The organism is Kosakonia sp. (genome assembly GCF_032104925.1).
In the GTDB taxonomy this organism is placed as follows: domain Bacteria; phylum Pseudomonadota; class Gammaproteobacteria; order Enterobacterales; family Enterobacteriaceae; genus Kosakonia.
This window is the reverse complement of record NZ_DAMCGF010000011.1, coordinates 56,993-80,916: the sequence shown is the minus strand read 5'-3', so window position 1 is coordinate 80,916 and position 23,924 is coordinate 56,993. Positions and strand designations below refer to the sequence as shown.

22 protein-coding genes are annotated in these 23,924 nt (G+C 55.6%); 10 read left to right on the top strand and 12 right to left on the bottom strand.

Annotated features, from left to right (window positions below):
* Window positions 1-56: 56 nt before the first annotated feature.
* Window positions 57-605 carry a flavodoxin family protein gene (locus RT644_RS19150; protein WP_017457750.1) on the bottom strand — a complete coding sequence of 183 codons (549 nt, stop codon included), beginning with the start codon at window positions 603-605 and terminating at the stop codon, window positions 57-59.
* 53 nt (window positions 606-658) lie between these two features.
* Window positions 659-1,090, bottom strand: a complete 432-nt coding sequence (locus RT644_RS19145) for a DoxX family protein (protein ID WP_313627663.1) — start codon at window positions 1,088-1,090, stop codon at window positions 659-661.
* Window positions 1,091-1,257: 167 nt separating this feature from the next.
* Here RT644_RS19145 and RT644_RS19140 point away from each other — a divergent pair, with 167 nt between their 5' ends.
* On the top strand, window positions 1,258-1,656 hold the full coding sequence (locus RT644_RS19140) for a winged helix-turn-helix transcriptional regulator (protein WP_020456379.1): 399 nt from the start codon (window positions 1,258-1,260) through the stop codon (window positions 1,654-1,656).
* A 16-nt stretch (window positions 1,657-1,672) separates the two neighbouring features.
* Here the strand turns inward: RT644_RS19140 and RT644_RS19135 are convergent, their stop codons facing one another.
* Window positions 1,673-2,683, bottom strand: a complete 1,011-nt coding sequence (locus tag RT644_RS19135) for an alpha/beta hydrolase (RefSeq protein WP_313627661.1) — start codon at window positions 2,681-2,683, stop codon at window positions 1,673-1,675.
* A 292-nt stretch (window positions 2,684-2,975) separates the two neighbouring features.
* On the opposite strand from RT644_RS19135, the gene RT644_RS19130 reads away from it, so the two are divergent.
* The 3 genes from RT644_RS19130 to RT644_RS19120 are packed head-to-tail and all read left to right on the top strand — an operon-like array spanning window position 2,976 to window position 8,927.
* The gene (locus tag RT644_RS19130) at window positions 2,976-4,334 is read left to right on the top strand and encodes a hypothetical protein (RefSeq protein ID WP_313627659.1); all 1,359 of its coding nucleotides are present in this window, start codon (window positions 2,976-2,978) and stop codon (window positions 4,332-4,334) included.
* On the top strand, window positions 4,331-6,223 hold the full coding sequence (locus RT644_RS19125) for a hypothetical protein (protein ID WP_313627657.1): 1,893 nt from the start codon (window positions 4,331-4,333) through the stop codon (window positions 6,221-6,223). Before RT644_RS19130 ends, RT644_RS19125 begins: the two co-directional genes overlap by 4 nt.
* Entirely contained in the window at window positions 6,213-8,927 is a 2,715-nt protein-coding gene (locus tag RT644_RS19120; protein WP_313627655.1) for a DEAD/DEAH box helicase, read from the top strand. The genes RT644_RS19125 and RT644_RS19120 overlap by 11 nt, the downstream gene beginning before the upstream one ends.
* A 10-nt stretch (window positions 8,928-8,937) precedes the next feature.
* Here the strand turns inward: RT644_RS19120 and RT644_RS19115 are convergent, their stop codons facing one another.
* Window positions 8,938-9,183: a zinc ribbon domain-containing protein gene (locus RT644_RS19115; RefSeq protein ID WP_020456384.1), complete on the bottom strand. Its 246-nt coding sequence runs from the start codon at window positions 9,181-9,183 to the stop codon at window positions 8,938-8,940.
* Window positions 9,184-9,333: 150 nt separating this feature from the next.
* Here RT644_RS19115 and RT644_RS19110 point away from each other — a divergent pair, with 150 nt between their 5' ends.
* Complete coding sequence (locus RT644_RS19110; protein ID WP_313627653.1) at window positions 9,334-10,371, top strand: hypothetical protein; 1,038 nt, start codon at window positions 9,334-9,336, stop codon at window positions 10,369-10,371.
* A gap of 66 nt (window positions 10,372-10,437) precedes the next feature.
* On the opposite strand, the gene RT644_RS19105 is transcribed toward RT644_RS19110, so the two are convergent.
* The 8 genes from RT644_RS19105 to RT644_RS19070 form a co-directional block, all read right to left on the bottom strand.
* A complete protein-coding gene (locus tag RT644_RS19105; RefSeq protein ID WP_313627651.1) occupies window positions 10,438-10,713 on the bottom strand; it encodes a hypothetical protein in 276 nt (91 codons plus the stop codon).
* 186 nt (window positions 10,714-10,899) lie between these two features.
* The gene (locus RT644_RS19100) at window positions 10,900-11,175 is read right to left on the bottom strand and encodes a hypothetical protein (protein WP_313627649.1); all 276 of its coding nucleotides are present in this window, start codon (window positions 11,173-11,175) and stop codon (window positions 10,900-10,902) included.
* Window positions 11,176-11,359: 184 nt separating this feature from the next.
* Complete coding sequence (locus RT644_RS19095; RefSeq protein ID WP_045510207.1) at window positions 11,360-12,682, bottom strand: ABC transporter substrate-binding protein; 1,323 nt, start codon at window positions 12,680-12,682, stop codon at window positions 11,360-11,362.
* Window positions 12,675-13,748, bottom strand: a complete 1,074-nt coding sequence (locus RT644_RS19090; protein WP_313627647.1) for an ABC transporter ATP-binding protein — start codon at window positions 13,746-13,748, stop codon at window positions 12,675-12,677. Before RT644_RS19090 ends, RT644_RS19095 begins: the two co-directional genes overlap by 8 nt.
* Before the next feature lie 4 nt (window positions 13,749-13,752).
* Window positions 13,753-14,577, bottom strand: coding sequence for a phosphodiesterase (locus RT644_RS19085; protein ID WP_313627646.1), 825 nt, complete (start codon window positions 14,575-14,577; stop codon window positions 13,753-13,755).
* A gap of 11 nt (window positions 14,578-14,588) precedes the next feature.
* The gene (locus RT644_RS19080; RefSeq protein ID WP_020456390.1) at window positions 14,589-15,476 is read right to left on the bottom strand and encodes a carbohydrate ABC transporter permease; all 888 of its coding nucleotides are present in this window, start codon (window positions 15,474-15,476) and stop codon (window positions 14,589-14,591) included.
* Window positions 15,466-16,338 carry a sugar ABC transporter permease gene (locus RT644_RS19075; protein ID WP_313627645.1) on the bottom strand — a complete coding sequence of 291 codons (873 nt, stop codon included), beginning with the start codon at window positions 16,336-16,338 and terminating at the stop codon, window positions 15,466-15,468. The genes RT644_RS19080 and RT644_RS19075 overlap by 11 nt, the downstream gene beginning before the upstream one ends.
* Window positions 16,339-16,531: 193 nt before the next feature.
* Window positions 16,532-18,691 (bottom strand): TonB-dependent siderophore receptor, encoded by a 2,160-nt coding sequence (locus tag RT644_RS19070; RefSeq protein ID WP_313627644.1) that lies wholly within the window; start codon window positions 18,689-18,691, stop codon window positions 16,532-16,534.
* Window positions 18,692-19,124: 433 nt separating this feature from the next.
* Between RT644_RS19070 and RT644_RS19065 the strand changes: the two genes are divergently transcribed.
* The 5 genes from RT644_RS19065 to RT644_RS19045 are packed head-to-tail and all read left to right on the top strand — an operon-like array spanning window position 19,125 to window position 23,890.
* The gene (locus RT644_RS19065; RefSeq protein ID WP_313627642.1) at window positions 19,125-19,952 is read left to right on the top strand and encodes an ABC transporter ATP-binding protein; all 828 of its coding nucleotides are present in this window, start codon (window positions 19,125-19,127) and stop codon (window positions 19,950-19,952) included.
* Window positions 19,949-20,974: an iron ABC transporter permease gene (locus RT644_RS19060; protein WP_313627641.1), complete on the top strand. Its 1,026-nt coding sequence runs from the start codon at window positions 19,949-19,951 to the stop codon at window positions 20,972-20,974. The genes RT644_RS19065 and RT644_RS19060 overlap by 4 nt, the downstream gene beginning before the upstream one ends.
* Window positions 20,971-22,023, top strand: coding sequence for an iron ABC transporter permease (locus tag RT644_RS19055; RefSeq protein WP_313627640.1), 1,053 nt, complete (start codon window positions 20,971-20,973; stop codon window positions 22,021-22,023). The genes RT644_RS19060 and RT644_RS19055 overlap by 4 nt, the downstream gene beginning before the upstream one ends.
* Before the next feature lie 16 nt (window positions 22,024-22,039).
* The gene (locus RT644_RS19050; RefSeq protein WP_313627638.1) at window positions 22,040-22,987 is read left to right on the top strand and encodes an iron-siderophore ABC transporter substrate-binding protein; all 948 of its coding nucleotides are present in this window, start codon (window positions 22,040-22,042) and stop codon (window positions 22,985-22,987) included.
* A gap of 9 nt (window positions 22,988-22,996) precedes the next feature.
* Window positions 22,997-23,890, top strand: a complete 894-nt coding sequence (locus tag RT644_RS19045; RefSeq protein ID WP_045510179.1) for a MurR/RpiR family transcriptional regulator — start codon at window positions 22,997-22,999, stop codon at window positions 23,888-23,890.
* Window positions 23,891-23,924: the final 34 nt, after the last annotated feature.

Genomic DNA, 23,924 nt, shown 5'->3' with positions numbered 1-23,924 from the left:
AACATCCGCAAAAAAGCCAGGTTTCCCTGGCTTTCTCTTATTAATTACCGAAAAACTCAGTTAAACCGGCGAGCGATATCCGCGACGCGTTGACCGAATTTCACTGCGGTATCCAGATCGCCGGAGGCGATTTGGTCTGCGCCGGCATCAGAGGGAGACTGCACCAGCAAGCCAACGGAGCCGCCGAGGTTGTTGATGTCCTGGCGTGTTGCGGCCAGCGTATTCGCGGGCAGCAAGCCCAGGCTTACCCAGATGCCGCCATGTTGTGAGGCCAGCGTTTGCAGGTATTGCAAAGACACTTGTTTGTCGCCGTTCAGGCTGGCGCTGTTGCTAAAACCGGCGAAAACTTTATCCTGCCAGGCGCGGGTGAACCATGCTTTTGAACTGGCGTCGGCGAATTTTTTAAACTGCCACGGTACGCCGCCCATATAGGTTGGCGCGCCGAAAATGATCGCTTTTGCGTCATTCAGCAATTGCCAGTCGCTCTCCTGAATATCGCCGTTATTATCAATAACAATAAGCTGTGCGTTGGCGCCTTCTGCCACTTTCTCCGCCACTGCTTTGGTGTGGCCGTAGCCGGAATAATAGATCACAACCGTAGACATAATTTTCCCCTATCGAAGAGAGATGTCGTACAAACCAGTTTGCACGACCACCATCATTTTTCTTTCCCGGCAAACAGCGTGTATTTGCCCGCGCCCAAAAACATAATGCTTAAACCACCCAGGAAATAGAGCGCCTCGCTTTCCAGACCCCATGCGCCAACATTGGTCAGGGTAAAGAATTTCCCCATGCCGACCAGTAATGTGGCGACCAGAATATTGAAGGCGTAAATAAACGCCGCCTGGCGAGTAAACAGACCAATAATAATCAGCACTGGCGTAATGATTTCGCCAATGAATACGCCGTAAGCAATAAAACCCGGCAAGCCCTGCGCCACCAGCATGTCGGAAATCCAGCCGATGCCATGTTGCACTTTGGCCACGCCGTGGAACAGCATCAACACACCAAATGTCAGACGCAACAGCAGCTTGCCAAATTCCGGGTGCGTGGTGAGACTGAGAAACGCATTGTTTAGCCGGGTAATCATCCTTTTATTCCTCACTATTGCGCAGGAGAACTTTTGCCATTTCTGGCACCTTAGTATCAAATAGAAACTTAAGCTTTGAGTTATACACATCCGGTTCCGGTTGCGGAAGAAGGCACTCCAGGGGCACTACGTTTCCTCAAGGAAACCTACTACGAGAGTTTGTCGTTATGATTAAGCCGTCCATTCCTTACGATATCTACGATAACCGCTGCCCGACGCGCGATATGCTGGCACGCCTGGCGGATAAATGGGCGCTACTGGTGCTGGCGCGGCTGGAAAATGGCCCGATGCGTTTTAACGGCCTGAAGCGGGATATCCGCATGATCACCCAAAAGGTGCTAACCCAGACGCTGCGCAAACTTGAGCGCGATGGCATTATCGCCCGCCAGGTGTTTTACACCGTGCCGGTGTCGGTGGAGTACAGCCTGACGCCACTGGGCCGCACGCTGACGGAAACCGTCTCCGTGCTGGCGCACTGGGTGGAGCACAATATGGATGCGGTGCTGGCCGCGCAGGCGGCGTATGACGAGGCGAACCCGGCCAAAATAAAAGAACCCACCGCGTAAGGTGGGTTCGTGGGGCTTATTGCAGGTGGGTGCGCAGTTCGTATGCGGCCTGTGATAAGGCGGTGCGCACGGTGGGTTCTTCGCTGAGTGCGTTCAGCAAGCCGTAGTCGTGGATCATGCCGTTATAGCGGGTGACCGTCACCGGCACGCCTGCAGCATCCAGTTTACGACCAAATGCTTCACCTTCATCACGCAGCACGTCCAGTTCGGCGGTCTGAATCAGCGTCGGCGGCAGGCCTTTCAACTGCGCGCTGCTGGCTTCCAGCGGGGAAGCGAGGATGTTGCGGCGGTCGCTCTCTTTGGTGGTGTAGTTATCCCAGAACCATTTCATCATGTTTTTGCTAAGGAAATAGCCGCTGGAAAACTGGTTATAGGAGCCGGTTTCAAAGCGCGCGTCGGTAACCGGCCAGAACATCACCTGGTAACGAATCGCTGGTGTGTGATGTTCTTTGGCCTGCAAAGCAACGGCAGCGACCATATTGCCGCCCACGCTGTTACCAGCCAGCGCCAGGCGTGAACCATCAACGCCAATCTCTTTGCCATGCTCGGCAACCCAGCGGGTCGCTTCATACGCCTGATTAATCGCTACCGGGAAGTGCGCTTCCGGTGATGGTGTGTAGTTAACAAACACTGCCGCCGCGCCGGATTCAGTCACCAGATCGCGAACTAAACGTTCATGAGTTGGATAGTCGCCCAGTACCCAGCCACCGCCGTGGAAGAACATAAACACCGGCAAGGTTCCGGTTGCGCCTTGTGGTTTAACGATGGTCAGTTTAAGCGGTTGGCCGTTAACGGTGATGGTTTTCTCCGAGACATCGGCTGGCGGCAGTTTCGCGCCCTGCTGAGCGCCAATCAGCACCTGGCGGGCATCGTGCGGGGAAAGTTGTTCAATCGGTTTACCGCCGCTGCTGTTCAGCGCGGAAAGAAATTTCGCCACCCCCGCGGTCGGTGTTGGCGCATCGGCGGCCCAGGCGGTAGAAACGCTGGAGGCAACTAAACTCATGGCAATCAGTAATGAACGTGACATCTTATCTCCCTTGCGATTGTATCGCGTGCTATTTAGTTGGTTGTGTTAAGTGCCGTTGTGTCCGGCTGTGGAGTGCAATTTAAATAGTGCGCTATTTGATTGCAAGCTAAATTTATAAAATTAATACGCGACAACGTTTTACTGATTGATTTTTAAAAGATTAAATTTGTAGGAAGATCGGCGTAAGAAGCTGTAGATCGCCCGCCTGCCTGTAAAGTACCAAAGATGAGGATGTCATGGAGCAGGTAAAAAGAGGATAATAACTGCCTGTTTTTCCTTAAATAAAATTTTAATGAATCTTCAGCGTTTTATTACGGAATATGACGAATCACTCAGCGGTGAATTGAATATTGATCCACTTGGTCAATTGATTGTCTGGTCCTCTTTCGGGCAGCAGATTTTTCGCAACCGTATTAGTTCAGTCGCCAATGATGTTCGTCACTACACACTCAATCTGCTTCACCATTATGTTATTCGCAGCGTTCTCGGCGACGATAAAACGCAGCTCGGCGACGCATTACAAAAAATCTATGGCGGCAAAAACGATGTAAAACTGACGCACGCCTGTTTGTTTTTCTTAGAGAATATTTACACCTTATCGATGTGCGATAGCCAGAGCAAAAAGGGTGTTGTCACCACCGGCGTGCTGGGCATCGTTAAAGCCCGCAAACTATTCGCAGATTTTAATAATCCCCCGGTTATTTTCGGCCACGGATCGGATAGCCAACTGCTGACCCAGCAATTATTTCTCGGCACCAACGGGCGTTATAAAACGCCGATGATGAATATGCACTTCTTCGATCAAAAATATCATTATCAGTTGGCAGAAGGCATATCCGCATGGGAACAGGCCGGGCAATTTATTTTGCAAACACCGCAGCTAAAAACGCTTTTTCGCCTGTTATGCGATGCATTGCAAATGCAGCTTGGCGTGCGCCTCAAACGGGATCTGACGCTTCACTTTGCCGATATTGATAAAAAACTTACTCAGGCGTATGTCCAGGCTTTTCGCTCGTCGGAATATGTGGGTAACTACGCCAGGGATTTCTGGTTTGAGATGACCCGCTTACGCGAAGGCGCTAGCGGTGCGCTGTATCACGCCCTTGAACAGGCGTCGGAAAAGCAACCTGCGGCAGATATTTATCACCGGGCGCTGCGTCTTAGCCATAACGAAGCCGATCGCCGGTTGTTGCGCCATATCGTGCATGTTGAACCTTATCTGGCGGCGATTGATCTGTTATTTGCCGGGATTTGCCAGCGTAAAAAACAGACATTTGAGGATATTCGCCAGTTCTGGGCACAGCGTGGGCTGGATGATCATACGTTACCGAAACGAGCTGAACAGGTGATAAACGATAAGACGCTGCTGCCCGCACTTTCCGGCACGGCGCATACCCGCCTTGAACGTTTGTTGCATGTTGCGCAGGCACCTTCTGTTGCTGCGCAAACCATTGAATTACTCAAATATCATGAGTATGTGATGCAAAGCCGCGGCCAGCTACCATGGATAACGCTTACTGGCGAAACGCTAACGTTGCAGGTTCCTGCGCGTCCGATGCATGAGGATCGCAAGAATGATGACTGGGTGAATGGGTATTACATCCCGCAGTTCCGCTATATGCTGAAAGGGTTGCGTGGAGAAGAAAAGTGAAATTAATCAACGAACTGAAAGCGCAACTGGCGACACTTGGCGAGATCAAACGGGTTTGGCTGACCAGCTTTAATATCAATATCAGTTTTATTGAAACGCACCTGCTGCCTGCGGTACTGGGCCTGGAAGAGCCGCCGAAAAACCGCAGCGAGTTTGAACGTCTGCAATTCGATCTCACCCGCAAAAAGATCGATTTTCGCATCTATTGCGATAAGCGTCTGATAACCCAGGAGCAGCATAAGCGCACCTCCATCGCGGTGCTGCCAGTGTCCGTGCGACAGATTGCGCCGCATCTGGATGCCCGCAACAGCCTCTTTCACCCCAAAGTGCTCTATATCGAGGATATCCACGGCGATATTATTCTCGGGGCGGGCAGCGCGAACCTGACACTCAGCGGTTGGGGGCGCAATCAGGAAGCGGTCGATTTTCGCCGTGTCAGTACCAACAAGCAGTACCAGCAGATTAAGTCCTTTTTTACGCTGGTAGACCCGAATATTGTTGTCGACGACGCGTTCCCGGTGCGGCGGAAATTTTCCCATGACGATCCTGACTGGGATTTTATTCATTCCCTCTCCGGTCCCTCGTTGCTAAAAGCGTTGGCAAATGGCGATAGTGTCAAAAAGCTCTCCGTCTGGTCGCCCTATCTGGCCGCCGATCTGGGGGGCTTTATCACTTCTTTGTCACAGGCGTTGGGCAACCTGGCGTTAAAAGTCGATCTGGTGCCGGATTTACTTCAAGGCCTATATCTGCGCACGCCCGGCGGCGAAAACGTTGAGGCATTACGAGCGTCGAATCGGCTACTTCTTTGCGAAAACCCGATCGCGCGTGACGAGCGCTCAGAACTCACTCACGCCAAAATCTGGCTGGCGACAGGAAAAACGTCGGCCCGACTGGCGATCGGTTCCTGGAATTTCACCGCGCCGGGTTGTAGCAGTCTGACTGTGGGCAAGCAAAGCAGTCACTGGAATATTGAAGCGGGCATTGTGCACAGCGTTGCGCCAAAAACCACCATTGTCGGTGAACCTCTGAATAAAGACGTCGGGTTTGCCAGCGCGGTGTTGCTTGAGGAAGAAAGGTTACCGGATTTCGAACAGTTACCCTTTGATTTACAGGTGCAATTTGACTGGCGCTCTGCCCGCTATCGTGTCAGTGGAGAGTGGTTCGACGGCAAACCCAGCGAGCAATACTCTCTGCGCTTACCCGGTCTTTCACAAGGGGTTCCCCTACGCTGGCGCGGTAAGTCACTGGTTGCGTTGCGCGATCTGGTTGCCGATCAGCCGGATGAGGTGTTAACCCAGCACTTTTATACCGTCATCCGCCCCGGCGAGGCGGACTGGCAGGGCATTATTCATGAAGTGGGGCAGGCGTTTCGCCGGGTGACCGGTTTTGACTCGCTGCACGATCTTCTGAACAGCTATATCAGTGATGTCGACCCGCAGGACAACGACGCGGTGCACCTGCGTGAAACACTGCGCGATGGTGATTCGGCAGAGGATGCGCCGCCGGAGGAAAAGCCGCAGGTGCAGACCAGCGCCACCAGCTATTTCCGCCTTTTCTACGCGCTGGAAAAACGCCGCGAACAACTCGAAGCCCTGAACGATGATGCCTCGCTGCACTACTGGCTGTTTACCTGTCCTGGCTGTTTGCTCGAGCTGGTGGAGAAAGTCCGCGAACACCTCGCCGCGCAACCAGGAACGCTGTTTGGCTGGTTTATGGCCAACGAGGTGCAAAGCCTCTGTCAGCTGGCGAAAAAGCGCTACCGCAAAAAGAGCCTCGCCGCCCACGCGTGGCCGAAGCTTGTCATCGACATTCCGCCATTACCGGTGAAAGGAAAACAGCGCCAGCAGTACCTCGACGCAATAAAGCAAAGGTGTGGATATGAAGCCTGATAACTGGAAAGCCATCACGCCGCAGGCGGTGGCGGAAAAGATGAGTTTTGATGCCTCGCAGGACAACTGGCAATACGATGCGCAGGAGTCTTCAATGGCCGCGCGTCAGGCTGAAGGTGTCGCCGGGCTGTGGAACATTCTGGCGAAACGTCGGCTGGCGTTGCTGGCCGATGAAGTGGGGATGGGCAAAACCTTTCAGGCGATTGGTGTGATGCTCCAGCTCTGGCATAAAAAGCCCGATGCGAAAATCCTCATCCTCGCGCCCAATAAAGACATTTGCCTGCACTGGAAACGGGAATATAAAACCTTTTTGCTGCATCACTATCGCGCTAAAAATTCGAAAATTTGTAATGCGCAAAGGGAGCCGGTGCACGAGGCGCGTATTTTCACAAGGTTGCCCGAGCTGGAGCAGGATATCCGCGAATCGCGGGGCAATTTTTACCTGACCACCATTCACTCGCTCAGCGGGCTGGTGCCGGAGTGGGAGAAAAAAGAGCAGAACGTGCAGGAGCGCGCCGCGCGCCAGGCCGGGATAATCCATGCGCAGATTAAAGCCACGCTGGGCGAACAGGGATTTGATCTCATCATCATTGATGAGGCGCACTACTTTCGTAACCGCGATGGCAAATCCCAGCGCGCGGCGGCGGCGAAGCGCTTTTTTGGCGAGGACGATAACCGCTTAGGGCAGCGAACATTGTTACTCACCGCGACGCCGAATCACTCTTCATCGCGTAATGTCGCCGATATTTTGCGCTACTTCGTCGATCCGGACGCGATTAGCCCCGACGGCGACGCCAAAACACTGTTAAAAACCTTTGCCATTCGCCGCCTGCGACAAATGCAGGGAAAGGGCGTAACCAACAACAAATATAACTATCGCCATGAACAGGCGACGGCGGCGGATTTTACCGACAACCCGGATGCGGAGCTCTTTTTCGCCCTCTACCAGCGCGAACTGGTAAAGACGCTGGGCGCAAAAGGTGAGCGCCGCCAGTTCCAGTATGGCTATCTCGAAGGGTTTGAGTCGACGGGCATTGTGGCAAAAGAGGACAGCGAAAGTGGTGAAGAGAATTCGGACGATATGGCGAAAGACGCCTTTCACCAGGCACCGGATTCACGCTTGCTGGCAGAGCTGACGCAAGCGTTTCAGGATATCTACCACCGCTTTCCGGATCACCCGAAATATGGCGCGCTGGTTAAACAGTGCGTGCCTGAACAGTTGTTTACTGCACCACGCCCGCTGTATCGCGATAAACACCTGGTGTTTGTGCGCCGCATCCCCTCGGTGCGTGAAATCACCCAGCGCGTTAATGCCGAATATGACGAGCTGATGGCGCAGGAGATAATCGCTGCCTGGGGCGTTGAATCGCCGGATGAGACGCTAAAAGCATGGCGCAAAAGCGGATGGTCACGTAAATATTTCAATCGCTTAACGCAGGCGGCGCACGTGCTGCAGGAGGCGTCAGAGTTCATTGATGACGAAGCGGAAAGTAGTGACGACGACGAGGAACTCAACGAGCGCAAGCAAAATGAGCTGAAGCTCTCATCGAAAATCGCCGATCTGTTTGTCGTGAAAAAAAACGGTGAGAAACGAACCGATTGCACTAACGTGAGCCAGCGTTTTCGCCGGGCCGAAAGCCTGTTCTCGCTGTTTCTGGAGCCTGCGGCGGATTATTGCTGTGCGCAATATGCCACCTATTACCGGCTTACCGATCGCCAGCGCGATAACTTTGGCGATGCGGCGCGCGATGTTCGCCTGCAAACGTGGCCCACCGAGCAGCCTCTTGCGCGTAGCGAAAAGGTGCAAGAAAACCGTTATGAGCAACCGCTGCAAACGGCCTGGGGGATGATGTTTCCGCTGCTGCCCGCGCATTGCCAGCAGCAGCTTCGCCACTGGCAGGCAAGCAATCCGGCGATCGTGGAAAACCTCGCCAACTACCTGAAAACGGGCTACATCTTCGCCAGCCCGGTAATGATTGAACTCTACTGCTGGTTTATCCGCTTTAGTCGCCAGAGCACCACGTCGGATGTGCAAAAGCGTTACCGTGATTTTACCGCCAGCATTGCCGATAAACTGCCGGGATCGTTACTGCTGCGCTATTTCATCAATGGCATTGAAACCTTCGAGGCGATGTGTGAAAAAATCACCGATCACCCGCTGGCCGACTGGAAGACACCGTGGCGGGAACTGACCAGCCTCTCAAGCCCGGCGTGGTACGCCAGCGGTCAAACCGATAACCGGCAACGCTTGATCCTCGGGTTCAACAGCCCCTTTTATCCCAACGTGCTGGTGGCAACGTCCGTGTTTCAGGAAGGAGTGAACCTGCATTTGCAGTGCAACCAGGTACATCATTACGGGATTGCCTGGACACCCGGCGACAACGAGCAGCGCGTAGGGCGCGTCGATCGGCTGTTTGGCCGCGTCAACCATCTGCTAAAAGAGCACGGCACCACCGAACTGCGCATTCACTACCCTTATCTCGCGCAGTCGCTGGATCAGGATCAGCTCGCTGCATTTATCCAGCACAAACGTAACTTTGAAGCGAAGCTCGATGCCTGCGACTTTGATCAGTTCAGCCGCGAGATCAATCTCAACGACGAAACCGGCGGTTGGGAGGCGGCGCTGCGCAAACCCCAGGCCGACCTGAAACCGGTCGATCCTTATCCGGCGGCATTTGCCGGGGCAACAGACCCGGCAAAGTAAGGGGGAGTTATCAGGCCCTGTCAGCCCAGGCGGGCATTGACGTCAGGTAACGAACGGCGCGTTTACGTGCTTCTTCGTTGCCGACGTGCTGCCAGGAATCCAGGTACTGCGCAAGGCCGGAAACGGCCTCTTCCCAGGATTTCAGCTGGCCTTCGCTGTCGGTACACCAGACACAATATTTATCGCTGGGACCACGGGCTTCCGGTGCGGATAGCGGCATTCCGCAGGAGTGGCAGTGAGATTCGGTGTGAGACATGGTGTGCTCCTTGTCAGTGAGTTGAGCGATAAATATACAGAAACGGGTGGCGGGAAACTGTTCAACTGCACATAAAGGCAGATTATTTTTAGGGTTATGGTGGACGGCATTGTGTTTTACACTTTTCGTTCACTTGGCAGGGAGAATGGCATGACAGATTACTGGTGGAAGGATCTTCGCGATCGCAATGAGAGCTGGCAGGGGCTGGAACTGATGGTGCGTGAAGGCGACGGTCAGGCAATGGAGATGCAAAGCGGGCACAACGGGCGCATGGCGTTACAGGTCAACGGCAAGACGCTGTTCTGGGCCACCATGCTCAACGATCACTCCGGTGTCTGGCTGGTGTTTAATGCCGATCATCCGGCTCAGCAACTGCTATTGCCTGCCATCTCTTCTGCCGATGTGGAAAGTGCCAAACGCGCAGGCGAAGCGAACTGGATAAGCCACTGGTGTCGTTATTTTGCCCGCCAGTTGATGGAGGCACCCACACCGCTGCTGGCACCGCGCCGCTGGTTGCTGCGCCCAATGGAACAAGTCAAACCGACAGCACCGTATGTGCTGAATAAGCCGCTACCGTTTGCGCAGTGGCGGTTTCATACGCCTGCCAGCAGCGCGCAAATCAGCGTCAACTGGTCGCTGTGGAGTGAGGATTTCCCCGATCTGCAAAACCCGGAAAAGGTGACGTTTGTCGACTGGTGGTGGAACGGTCATCTGCTGCTGGCGCGTTACCCGGTGGAGCCAGACAGCGGGCGCGTAAAGTGGTGGCGCAAGAAATGCCGCGAAGGCGAGCTGCCACCGATTCTGGTGTGGTTTATCGCCGGGCTGGCGTCGTTTGTCATTCTCGACGGGCACGATCGTTTGCAGGCGGCGCTGGCAGAAGGCATTCAGCCGCAGTTTCTGGTGCTCAGTGAACTCAGCGAACAGCGTTATACGCCCGATGAAGAGACGCGGGAGCGGGTGCTGCGCGCACTGGCTATCCAGCAGGAGAAGTGCAAAAAAACCGGTGCCAATATTGATGCAATGAACCAGTCGCTGCTGAACCTGTATGACACCCGTTATCTTTATGCCCCGACACACAGCCGCGCGGTACTCGGCGATGGCAAAGGCTGGGAACGCGACGTCACCAGCTATCTGCAGCGTCACCAGTTAGCGGCATATTTAGGCAAAATTCTGGCGCGGGAAGAGTAAGGCGGAAACGCCAGCCGTTTTAGTATTCACACGGGCTGGCGTGTGAGTAAATGCTTACTGGGGGCATTAGCCCCCCGGGTTTTGAATACACTTACTGCGATGATTTTTAAAACCCACGCACTTGCCAGTTTCAGGATCGACATAGTACTGAATCGGCGTCGGGAGAAATAATTCATGGAATGGAGCATCCGGAGAAGGAGCATGGTTGGTGCTAATTTGCCAATATTGCGCCCCCTCTATTTCCACAAGTTCTGCTAAATGAAAGTTATAGTCCCAGCAATTTTTGAATTTTTTAAGTGCGTAGGCTTTGGCGGCTTCTATTGCTTGTTTCTCATCAATCATTGTTGAACACCATAGTAAACGTTATACATCGCCCCACCTACAGTGACCGGACCAGGTAAAATACCTGCGGTTTCGTGGCGCAGTGCGGTATAGGTTATTTGGTAGCCATTACCGAGAGGAAACCGGAAACCTTGCAAAATATATTGTGCGAATAAATGCTTCTTACTGGGGCTTGCTCAATACTTATCACCTCTTGCGCTGGCTAATCTGTTTATCCCGATGGGTTTTATACCCGACGCACTCCCCGGTGTGTGGATTGACGTAATACCGAATCGGCGAGGACAAGATTTGCTCATAGAATGGCGTGCCAGGCGGTGAAGCCAGGTTGGTTTTGATTTCCCAATACTGAACACCGTCGAGCTCTACAAGAGCCGCAAGGTGCACATCATAGTCCCAGGAGTTGATGAAATTTTTTAACGCGTACGCTTTCGCGGATTCAATAGCTGCTTTCTCATCAATCATGGCTGGATAACGCCCTTACCGGTGAAGCAAAATGAACAACATTTTTCACGTGACGCGTGTTGGCGACAAACCGATACCGCAAACGCGTGAACCTTTTGGCTGGTGTTCAAATGATACGGGAAAGACAGAGAAAATCATCGAGGAAAAAGGAGAACTACCCCGCGTCCTTGCGGGGGGGAATGGCTTATTTCACGGCTTGCAGTGCCGTTTTCTCGACGTATGGCTTCATCAAGGTATCAGCTTCTTTCTGCGCGGCTTCGGCGGCGGCTTCCGGGGTGACTTTCTCGTCGTTCACCACGGCGGCGAGCTGGTTTTCCATCGCTTTACGCACCGCGACCGTCTCGTAAGTGGAGTACCACGGATGGGCATATTGCAACTGCTCCAGCGCAATCGCCGCACGCGGATCCTGCTTCAGATACTCCTTCATCTCGGCGGTGTCGTAAGAGGCTTTCAGTGGTGAGAAGTAGCCGGTAAAGCGGCTCCAGGCCCCGTTGACTTCCGGGCTGACGAGGTAGGTCAGGAACTGATAAGCCGCTTTTTTCTGCGCGTCATTAATGCCCTTAAAGCTCACCAGGCTGGCGCCGCCAATCGGCACCGCGCGCTGCTCCTGCGCGGGCATCATCGCCACACCCAGCTCGAAATCTTTGGTGTTCTCACGCATAAAGCCCAGCGCACCAGTGCTCAGCATTGCCATTCCCAGCTTGCCGGAGAAAAACGCAGCGCTGATCTGCTTGGAGTTCAGTACGCCAGAGGGCATAACTTTGTCTTTGTAGATCAGATCCTGCCAGAAACGCAGCGCGCCAATGGTGGTCGGTGCGTTGTAATAGACTTCGCCGGGATAGTTTTCGTTGAAGTAGTTACCGCCGTTGGCGCGCACCAGCGAGGAGAAAATCCAGCCGCCGTAATCGTCGTTGGTGGAGGGCAGCATAATGCCCCACTGACCTTTGCTCTGGTCGGTGAGTTTCTTCGCGTCGTCCAACAGCTCCTTCCAGTTCTGCGGCGGCTGTTTGATGCCCGCCTGGTCAAACATCGTTTTGTTGTAGTACAGAATCGGCGTCGAGTTGTGGAACGGGATGGCGTAGGTCACGCCCATTACCTGCGCGTTTTTGTGCATGGCTGGCCAGAACGCATTTTGCAGGAAATCACCCGCTTTTTTGTCGCCGTATTTGAACAGTTCGTCCATCGGCAGAATTTCATCTTTCAGCGCCAGATCGGTGGTGAAGTTGGCGGACATGATCACCAGCGCAGGGGGCTGGCCCGCTTTCTGCGCGGATTCGGCTTTCATTTTGGTGGTGTCGTAATTGCCGGTGAAAATCCCGCGTACTTCCACGTCTTTTTGCGAATCGTTAAACGCCTTGATGATGCGCGTCATCTCCATCGTCAGTTTGCCGTCCACCGGGGCCGGAAACATGAAATCAATCTTCTCCTGCGCGATAGCAGTGCCGCTAATGGCAAGGGTAATGGCGTAAGTAAGCACTCGCAGCGTCTTTGGCAGAGGCTTAGGCATGGTCTTTCTCCTGGTGTAAGTTAAGCAAGGTTTGCGCATCAAAAAGATGGCTATCAAGGGGTGAAAAACCGACGCGGAGTGTGTCCCCTTTATTGGGCACATCACCTCTGTGACGGCGGATATAGCGCAGGGTGCCAATTGGCGTGCTGACGTGGAGCTGATAATCGGCTCCCATCAGTTCCCGCTGAATCACCGTGGCGGGCAGCACCAACTGGCCCGCTTCCGGCGTATCGGTAATGTGTTCCGGGCGAATGCCCAGCCACACATCGGCGGCATCGCGCGCGTGAGGCGGTAACGGCAGATGTTGCTCGTCCAGCAGCACGTTGCCACTGGCGCACGGCAGCGAGAGCAGATTCATCGCCGGTGAGCCGATAAACCCGGCGACAAACAGGTTTGCCGGGTGCGCATACAGGTGCTCCGGGCGACCTACTTGCTGCACGTGGCCGCCATTCATTACCACAATGCGATCGGCCATCGACATGGCTTCGGTCTGATCGTGCGTGACATAAATGGTGCTGGTTTTGAGCTGCTGGTGCATCGCCATTATGCTGTCGCGCACCTCGGTGCGCAGGCGCGCATCAAGGTTGGAGAGCGGCTCGTCCATTAAAAACAGCTTCGGGTTACGCACAATTGCGCGTGCCATCGCCACGCGCTGGCGCTGGCCGCCGGAGAGTTTGGCCGGTTTTCTGTCCAGCAGCGTGTCGAGCTGCAGCATCTGCGCCACGCGATCGAGGCGCGGTTGCCAGCTCGCTTTCTCTTCCTTGCGCACTTTCATGCCGAAGGTGATGTTGTCGCGCACGGAAAGGTGCGGAAACAGCGCATAGTTCTGGAAGATCATCGCGAAGTTGCGCTCGCGCGGTGAACGCGTAGTAATGTCATCGCTGTCGAGCAGGATCGCACCGTCGCTGACGCTCTCCAGCCCGGCAATCAGCCGCAGCAACGTACTTTTCCCACAGCCGGAAGGGCCAACCAGCACCACGAATTCACCGTCGTGGATATCCAGCGTCAGCGCGCTGAGCGCCGCTTTGCCATCGAACTGTTTACTGATGTTTTGCAGTCTTAACATGGGGTTAAAGCTCATCCACCGGGCAGCTGTTGCTTTCGTTGTATAACCACGGGCCAGCGTAATGCGACAGCGGATGCAGGTAGCTGACCCACTGCTCGCCAATCTGGCGGTGCATCAGGCATGACGGCGGCGACATGTCGTAATACGGGCGCGTGTCTTCGTGGCAGTACGGCACCTGGTGCACCGTCGCCGGGATGGTGGCAATCGTCGCCTGGCGATACTGAGTCATGGTCAGGCTGTGGTTGTGGCCGCAGAAAATGCGCGTCAGTGCCGGGAAGCGCTCCACTAATTTCAGTAATTGATGGCCATTTTCGCAGGCGATACGATCCATCTGCGCGTTACCGAGCGGCAGAGGCGGGTGGTGCATAAAGATAGCGGTGGATTTGTCCTGACTTTGGCTAAGCTGCGCTTCCAGCCAGTTCAATGTTTCATTGGTCAGCCAGCCTTTCGATTCCCCGGCGAGGCTGGAATCAATGAACAGCAAGCGGGTGGCGAAATCATCAATCGCATAGCGCATGTTTTGCGGATCGTTGCCCAGATGCGGGCACAGCGGATGCAGATATTCGAGAAAGTGGGCTTTGTCATCGTGGTTGCCAGGAATAACAAACAGCGGGTAGTCGAGGCTACCGAGGATCTGGCGCGCCACGCGGTACTCTTCCGGACGGCCGCAGTTAACAATATCGCCGCTGACCACGACCGCATCCGGGCGTTCGCGCAGCGCGTTAAGCTGGCATACCACATCGGCATTTCCGGCGTTGATATCAATAAAGCCGTACAGCTTCTCGTTCTGGCTGCGGAAGTGGGTATCTGAAATTTGCGCTAAAAACATCACTCAACTCCTTATTTAATCCCGGAAAAGCCAAAGCTCCGGAGAAACTGCTTTTGAAAAGCGATAAACGCGACCATCAGCGGCAGGCAGACCATCAGCGTCCCGGCGCTGATCATCCCCCACTGGCCGCCGGACTCCGCGCCCATGGCGAATGACACCAGGCCGACCGTCAGCACCTGTTTGTCCGGGTCGTTGAGCATCATCAGCGGCCATAAATACTCGTTCCAGTGGTAGGTAATGCTGACGGTGGCGAAGGCCAGCACTGACGGCCACGACATCGGCAACATCACGCGGAACAGCACCTGCCACCAGCGGCAGCCCTCCATCAGCGCCGCTTCTTCGATCTCTTTCGGGATAGCGAGAAACGCCTGGCGCATCAGGAACACGCCAAACGCCGAGGTGAAATAGGGCATCATCACGCCGGTCAGGGTGTTGAGCAGGCCGAAGGTTTTGAGTGTCAGCATGTTGGGGATCATCATCACCACCGGCATGATCATCAGTTGCACCAGAAACAGAATGAACAGTGTTTTCTTGCCGCGAAATTCGTGGCAGGCAAAGACGTAACCGGCGGTGGTGATGGTGAATAGCTGCACGAAGAAGGTGCCGAAGGCGAAAATCAGCGTGTTGGCGTAGAGGCTCAGCCAGTTGGCGCTGTTCCACGCGTCGCGGAAGTTATCCAGCGTGAGCGGAAAGCGCGGCAGAATCGACGCCATTCCTTCACCAAAGGTGGTGGCGCTGAAAGCAGACGAAAGCATCCAGATAAAGGGGCTCACCCACAGCAGCGCCAGGCACACCATCAACACCGCAAGCGTTACCGGACGGGAGTAGCGCAGGCGCAGCCACAACGGGCGCGCTACGGTCGTGCTGCGATTGATGGCAGGCGTGATTTCAACGCTCATAATGCGCTCCTCTTTCCAGCAGTTTCAGGTTAACCAGCGAGAAGATGAACAGCCCGACCAGCGTCAAAAACGTGGCGGCGGAGGCTTTGCCCAGATCGTGGGTATCCCAGGCGAGGTTTTGGATGTAATAGAGCAGCACGGTGGTGGCGTTGTCCGGCCCGCCGCGCGTCATCACCGCGACGTGATCGATCTGAGTAATCGAATAGATGAGTGCGGTGGTAACAACAAAGCTGATAGTCGGGCGCAGCAGCGGTATCGTCACCCTGAAGAACACCTGCGTTGAGGTTGCCCCTTCCATAACTGCCGCTTCACGCGTGGACGCGGGAATGCCCTGTAACCCGGCCAGAAAGAACAGCATGTAATAACCGGCAAACTTCCAGACGCCAATCAGCGCCAGCGCAAACAGCGCGCTGTTGCTGCGCCCCAGCCAGTTGTTGTTCATCGGGCCAAACAGTTGCGCCAGGTAATGATCGAGCATGCCGAGGCCGGGCATAAAGATAAACAGCCACAGCGCGGCGGCGCTGACCATCGGGATAATCATCGGGAAGAAGAAGGCGGTGCGCAGCCAGCGGTTGATGCGGTGGTTTTCCCACAAGGCCACCGCCAGTAGCAGCGCCAGCGCGACGCCCGGGATCACCGTCAGCAGCAGATAAATCAGGTTATTGAACAGCGATTGCCAGAACACACTGTCATCCAGCAGGCGGGCGAAATTTCCCAGCCCGACATACGGCGCATCCTGCGTTGCCATGCGGGTATCGAACAGGCTGTCGTACACCGAGCGAAATAGCGGAAAGTAGGTAAACAGCGCCAGAAACAGCAGTGACGGCGACAGGATCAGCCAGGGAAGCCAGTATTTTCTCATAAGTTTCTGAAAACGAATTTACGGGGTTCGAAAGCCAGAGAGTCTGTGAAAAAAATGCTGCAATAGGATGGCGCGCAAATGACTGTTTAGTGAACAGGTGTTCACTGTGAGGCGCTGGCGGGAAGGTGAGTGTTATGGGCAAAAAAGCCCCGCATCCTGCGGGGCACCTTTCTCACCGGTTCACGGGAGGAGATCAGAAATCCATTTTGACGGTGAACTGCACTTCGCGTGGATTGCCAATCTGGTTGCCCAGGTTGTTGGTGGCTATTGACGAGGTGTAGTACGTCTTGTCGAAGATATTTTTCAGGTTGACCTGCAACGTTACCGGGTATTGCAGTTTCATTTTGTATGCGGCAAACGCATCGGCAACCGCGTAGCCCGGCAGATAGTAATCCGCGCCGTTGGTAGCAGAGCGGCGGCTAACGCCATGACCGCCGCCGCCGAGAGTCAGTGTATTTCCGGCAAAGACATTATGAATGTCATAGGTCAGGAACAGTGAACCGGTGTGGCGCGGCACGTTCGGCAATGGTTTACCGGCGTAATCGGGATCTTCCAGCACTTTCGCCGCCGTGTAGCTGTAGCTTGCAATGACATTCATGTTCGGCGTCAATGCACCGGCGAGATCCATTTCCACACCTTGCGAGCGCACGCGACCGGCGGTTTTCGCCACGGTATCACCGGCGATGATCTCGTTGTACAGCACGTTGCGTTTATGGATATCAAACGCCGTAATATTGGCGGTAACGCCGTCGAACAGATCGAATTTTGCACCCACTTCGTAAGAGGTGGAGGTTTCTGGCGGTAAGTCACCGATATAGCTGGCGATGGACGACTGCGGCATAAAGGCTTTCGCTACGTTACCGAACAGCGAAACCGATGGCGTGAGTTTGTAGACCAGGCCAAATTTCGGTGTCCATTTTTCGTCGCTGCTGTCGGTATTGACGTTAAACGGACGGCCTTTCCCGGCGTACTGGGTGTAATACTGGTAGCGCATCCCGGCGACGGCGATCCATTTGTCGGTCAGGTATAACGCATCCTGTGCATAAACCGAGTAGCTCTCCTGCTTGATAGTTTGATCGCTGTCGGACGCGGAAACGGACGTACACTTGCGGGCATTGCCATAGCCTGGGTTATAAATATTGAAATCTTTGACGTTTTTACAGCGGATCATGTCGGTACGCAGCAGATCGTAATATTCATACGAAACGCCGGTGAGGATCTCATTATAAAAACCGCCAATATTCACATTACCCTGCAGGTCAGCCCGCGTGGTGTGCATACGCTGCGTGGATCCTTGCGTGGCATCTACTCGGCGCGTCAGATTACCGGTGGCGGCATCGTAAGCCATCACGCGTGACTGATTATCGCTGTATTTATCCTGGCTGAAGCCGTACTCCACTTTCCCGGTCCATTCGCTGTTAAAGCGGTACTCGGCGTTCAACTGTGCGATGTCGGATTCACCGTCGGTGATGTTAAACGGCTCATCGAAACGGGTTTTTCTGTCGACGTTCACCGCCTGTTTGGTGGTGAGATCGAAGATCGTACCGCGATCGAACGGTGTCTGGTAATCGCGGTGCGAGTAGAGCACGTTGACGGTGGCGTTATCGCCAAACCACGTCAGCGAGGGCGAAATAAAGGTGCTTTTCTCTTTACCAAAATTGCGCCAGTAATCTTCATTTTGATACTCGCCAATCAGGCGATACGCCAGCCGCGTGCCCTCAATCGGCCCGGTAACATCAAACTGGCCGGTTCCGCCGCCAAAACTTGAAGAAGTGGCGGAAACTGAGCCGCCGAATTGGGTTTCCGGGCGTTTCGTGACCACATTGATAAGCCCGCCGGGATCGAGAATGCCGTACAGCGTGGACGCCGGGCCTTTCAGCACTTCAACGCGAGATACGTCGGCATTAAAACTGCGCGGCACCACGGTGCGCAGGCCGTTGGTCATGATTGAACCATCGCGGTTGGCACCAAATCCCCGGCGCACAAACGCATCCTGCGTGCCGCCGAGCGTGTTGGTTTGTACCACATTGCTGACGTTGTACAGTGCTTCGTCAAGGCTGGTGGCGTGTTGATCTTCCAGCACTTTATCACTCACGGTGTTGACTACCTGCGGAATATCCAGCAGCGGCATGGACGTCAGCGTGGCGGTGGACGAGCTGAGCGGCTGGTAGCCGGAAGTCGCCTGTTTATCGGCGGAAGAGGCGCCCGCCAGCACGGTAATGGTATCGCCGTCTTTGCTTTGTTCCGGCTTGTCTGCCGCATGTGTCAAAGGAGTGAAAGCCGACCCTAAAAAGAGCGCTGAAAACAGCGCGCGCCCTTTCAGCCCGGAAATACAACGAGTTAACTCAGCCATTTATTCTACTTTTCCCGAAAAACCCTGAACAACGCAGGAGTGAACGTTTTTATCTTTATTGCCCGATTGCGCGAATCTACCCGTTTGCTGCGATCTACAGCGTCGGATATGTAATTGAGAATCATTCAATCATGAGGCTTTGTAGTAGTAAACGTAAAATGAAAGAAATTTGCTACAGCGGTTTCAGGCGTGAAATACAACTCGATAAGTTGTGATGAATTTTTATTAATTTATTGAAAATAAAAGAATTATTTTTAATTCTTGTGGGGCGGTTTTTCTGTAGTAACACAAAATAAAAGGGTGTTGGTTTCGCTTTCTACGGCACTTGACTACTACAGCGGCAAACGGCAATATCGAAAAGAGAATGAGATTTATTTTTGTTTGATGGTTTAGTGCGCGGCTATTTTCATGAGCTTGCGGCGCAGGAGTCAACATGCCACAGCAAGTGGAAAATCAAGCCGCAGGGCAAGGGATCGTGCTGGAAAGCCTGTCGGCGGGCTACCACAGCAAGGTGATTGTCAACGACATTACGCTTTCGATCCCTACGGGGAAAATGACCGTGCTGGTCGGCGCGAACGGCTCCGGCAAATCCACACTGCTCGGCACCATCGCCCGGATGCTCAAACCGCTCGGCGGCAGCGTGCTGCTTGATGGCAAAGCCATTCATCACCAACCCACTAAAGCCGTTTCCCGCCAGTTAGGTATTTTGCCGCAATCGCCGATTGTGCCGGAAGGGCTCACCGTCTTTGAACTGGTGTCGCGCGGGCGTTTTCCGTGGCAGAGCTTTATGCGCCAGTGGTCTGAAGAAGACGAACAGGCAGTCGTTGACGCGCTAAATCTGACCGGCACTGCAGAATTCGCCCATCAAACGGTAGACAGCCTCTCCGGCGGGCAGCGTCAGCGCTGCTGGATAGCAATGGCGCTGGCGCAGCAAACGCCGGTGATCCTGCTCGATGAGCCGACAACGTTTCTCGATCTGCGCTACCAGGTGGAGATCCTCGAACTGCTGCATTCCCTGACTCGCGGTCATGGACGCACCGTGGTTGCGGTATTGCACGATCTCAATTTTGCGGTCAACTACGCCGACACGCTGGTGTTCCTGAAACAGGGGCGCTTACAAGGGGTGATTCACGAAGGCGATGCCTGTACCCCTGAGCTGATCAAACGCGTATTTGATGTTGACGTGCAGATGTCGATTAACCCGCTGACCGGTAAACCCTTTTTTATGCCGTTTCGTAAACCGGACGGAACAAGCGCATGAGTAGCGTCGCGTTTTCTGCCCGCCGTCGTGCCGGGCGCGTGGGTGTGGCCTCACTGCTGCTGACACTGGTAGTGCTGGCGGCATCGGTCGCGCATCTTGGCCTTGGCGCGCGCTATATCGCGCCGCCGACGGTCATCCAGGCGTTGCTGGATTTCGATCCGCGCAACTTTGATCATCGCGTCATTATCAGCCTGCGTTTGTTGCGTCTGGTGGCGGCACTGTTCACCGGTGCCGCGCTTGGCGTGGCCGGGGCGCTGCTGCAATCGGTCATCCGCAACCCCTTAGGCGAGCCGCATATTCTGGGGCTGAATTCCGGTGCCGCGCTGGCGGTCGTGGCCTGCACGGCGCTCGGCATTAGCTCCGGCGATGCCGCATTCAGCCGTCCGTTGATTGCCGCAGGCGGCGCTGCATTGCTCTTTTCGCTGGTGATGGCGCTTTCGGCTGCCGGGCGTTCGGGTTTTACGCCGATGAAGGTGACGCTGTGCGGCGTGGCGCTGTCGGCGTTTGCCTCCTCAATTACCGCAGCGATCCTGATCCTTGATGAGCAAACGCTGCTCACTATGCGCACCTGGCTGGCGGGCGATCTCGCCGGGTTGAATTGGGCACAGATCCAGCATGCGGCAATGGCTGCTGTTATCGGTTTTGCGGTGGCGTTATGGCTGGCTCCGGCACTGAACATGCTGGCGCTGGGCGACAACATGGCGCGGGGTTTAGGTGTGTCGCTGATGCGAACGCGTGCATTGGCGCTGGTGGCGATTGCGCTGCTGTGCGGTGCGGCGGTGTCGGTCGCCGGGCCGATTGGTTTTATTGGCTTGGTGGTGCCGCATATGGTGCGCCGTCTCGCCGGGGATGATTTACGTGTGGTTATGCCACTTTCGGCGCTGGGCGGCGCGCTGTTGTTACTGGTGGCAGATATCGCCGCCCGCACGCTGCTGGCGCCGCAGGAACTGGCAACCGGCGTGATGACCGCGCTGGTAGGGGCGCCGCTGTTTATAGCGCTGGCGGCGAGGTTTTTCAAATGAGCAGCCCGTTGCAGCGCGCCGGATTGCGCAGCTTGCGGGTTGGTGCTTTTTCGCGCCTGCTGCGCCCGCATGCGCTGATGTGGCTTTTGGGGCTCGCCATCGTGGCGCTGGCGTTACTGCTGACGGGCGTGACACAAGGTTCGTTGCCGGTTCCGGCATCTTCTATTGGCCGTGCGTTATTTTTCCCTCAGGCGCTGAGCGGCGAGCAGCAATACGTGGTGTGGGACATTCGACTGCCGCGCGTGCTGATGGCGCTAATGTGCGGGGCGATGCTCGGCATGGCGGGGGCGGCGATGCAGTCGATCACCCGTAACGGGCTGGCGGATCCTGGCTTGATTGGCGTGAAAGAGGGGGCGAGCGTAGTCGTGCTCACGCTGGTGCTGTGCTTTCCGGCCGTTGGTGTAGTCTGGCGACCGCTGGCCGGCATGGCGGGGGGACTGCTCGCTGCCGGGCTGGTGATGGCGCTGGCGCGCGATGTTTCCCGTCCGCGCTTTGTGCTGCTCGGCATTGGCGTTTCCTGGACCTTCGCCGCCGGGATTGGCGCGTTTATGACCACCGCCGATGTGCGCGATGTGCAAACCGCGATGATGTGGCTGGCGGGCAGTCTGCATGCTGCCACCTGGCCGTTGTTGATGGTGGCGCTGTGCTGGGCGGTTCCGGCAACATTGATTTTACTGGTAACCGCGCGCGCGGCGGATGTGGCGTTGCTCGGTAATCAGGCGGCGACCGGTCTGGGCGTGCGCCTTGCGCGCCTTCAACTGCTGCGCTTTATCGCGCCGGTGTTGCTCACCGCCGCCAGCGTTTCTTGCGTGGGCAGTATCGGTTTTGTTGGCCTGATTGCCCCGCATATGGCGCGCTTTCTGCTGCGCGGCGGCCAACGTGCGCTGCTGTGGGGAAGCGCAATGCTGGGCGGATTACTGGTGTTGCTGGCGGATTCGCTCGGACGGTTGGCTTTTGCGCCGCTGCAAATCCCCGCTGGTATTGTTATCTCGCTGATTGGCGGGCCGTTTTTCTTGCTGCTGCTGTGGCAGCGGCGCGATCGTTTATAACGCTTAAAGGTCTTGTATGCGCTTACTTTTTTCGCTGCTAGTGCTGGTTGGTCTGAGTGCCAGCGCCGCGGAACCGAAACAGGTTTTCACCGACGACCTCGGGCGCGTGGTGACGGTACCATTGCACCCGAAACGCATTGTGTCGTTACACGATCTCGATATCACTATTCCGCTGATTGAGCTTGGCGTACCGCCGGTCGCCAGCCACGGACGGACGCGCCCGGACGGCACGCATGTGTTGCGCTCCAGCGGCATGTTGACCGGTGTCGATTTTGACAATTCGGCGATGACATTTATTGGTTCAGCGGATATCGACATTGAAGCGGTGGTGGCGGCAAAACCGGATTTGATCATCACCGAGCCCAGTCGCAACACGCCGGTTGAGCAGTTAGCGAAAATCGCGCCCACCGTCAGCATCGATCATCTGGAGGGCGGTGCGCCGGAGATCTATCGCAAGCTGGCGCAATTGACCGGTACGCAGGCGCGCTTTGCGATCCTTGAGCGCCGTTATCATGAGCAGATCGCTGCGCTGAAAAAAACCATTGATACCAGCAAGATAACCGTGTCGGTTATTCAGGCTAACAACGGGAAAATCAACGCGCTGCACAGTTATCACTCGCTGGGTCGCGTGCTGCGCGATGCCGGTTTTCGTTTTCCGCCGCTTATCGACAGCATCCCTGACGGCGGGCGCATCGACGTCAGCGCCGAGCGGTTGCCGGAACTGGATGCCGATTTCGTTTTTGCCACCTGGCGCGGCGATACCGGCGGTAAACCACAGGATGAAATGGCGGCCATGGATGCGGTGATGCCGGGCTGGTGTGATTTCCTCACTGCCTGTCGCCGCGGGCATTACGTGCTGATTTCGCGCGAAGAGGCGATCTCCAACTCGTTTGCCTCACTGAGCCTGATGGTGGCGCAGGTGCAGTCACACATTGCCGGTCGACCGTTACCGGCGGCCAGATAAGGGCGCACGATGCTAAACACCAAAAAAGCGAAAACTCGTGTGGATGTGTATGGGGAACGCTTTCGGGCGCGGGCGCATACGCTGTCGCCGCGTTTGCAGGCGGTGGCGCGGTATATCAATGAAAACCGCGAAGGGGTGCTGGAGCAAACGGCAATGGAGATCGCCGCCGCGACGCAAACCTCCGATGCCACGGTAGTGCGTGCGATTCAGGCGCTCGGTTTCGCCGGGCTTCGCGATTTGAAGCAGACGCTTGAGCACTGGTTCGGCCCGTCGGCCTCCTCGGCGGAAAAGATGAGCACCACGGTGAATGCGCTCTCGTGCGACGTCAATTCCGGCATCGATTTCGTGATCGAAGGGCACCAGCATACCTGCGAAATCCTCTCCGCGCCGGATAACCGCTACGCGATTGCTCAGGCGGTGGCGCTGCTGGTCGAGGCGCGACAGGTGGCGATTTTCGGCATCGGCGCATCGGGGATCCTCGCCGAGTACGCCGCACGGTTGTTCAGCCGCATCGGGTTACCCGCATCCCCGCTTAACCGCACCGGCATTGCCCTGTCGGAGCAGCTTATCAATTTGCAGCGCGGCGATGTGCTGGTGATGATGGCGCAGAAATCGGCGCACCGGGAAGGGCTGACCACGCTGAAAGAGACGCGGCGGCTGGGGATCCCGGTGATTTTGTTGACCAACGCTGTTGATTCACGTTTTAGCCAGCAAGCCGATGTGGTGATCCATGTTCCGCGCGGTGGCGAGAAGGGCAAAATCCCGCTGCACGGCACCGTGCTGCTGTGTCTGGAGATGATCATCTTGTCGGTGGCGTCCGCCACGTCGCAGCGGGCAATTAAAACGGTGAAACGCATTAATGAGTTTCACCGTGGGTTAAAACCGGGCGGGAAGAAGGGTTAAGCCTGGCAGGCTTTTAGCAGTGCAGCCCAGTCAT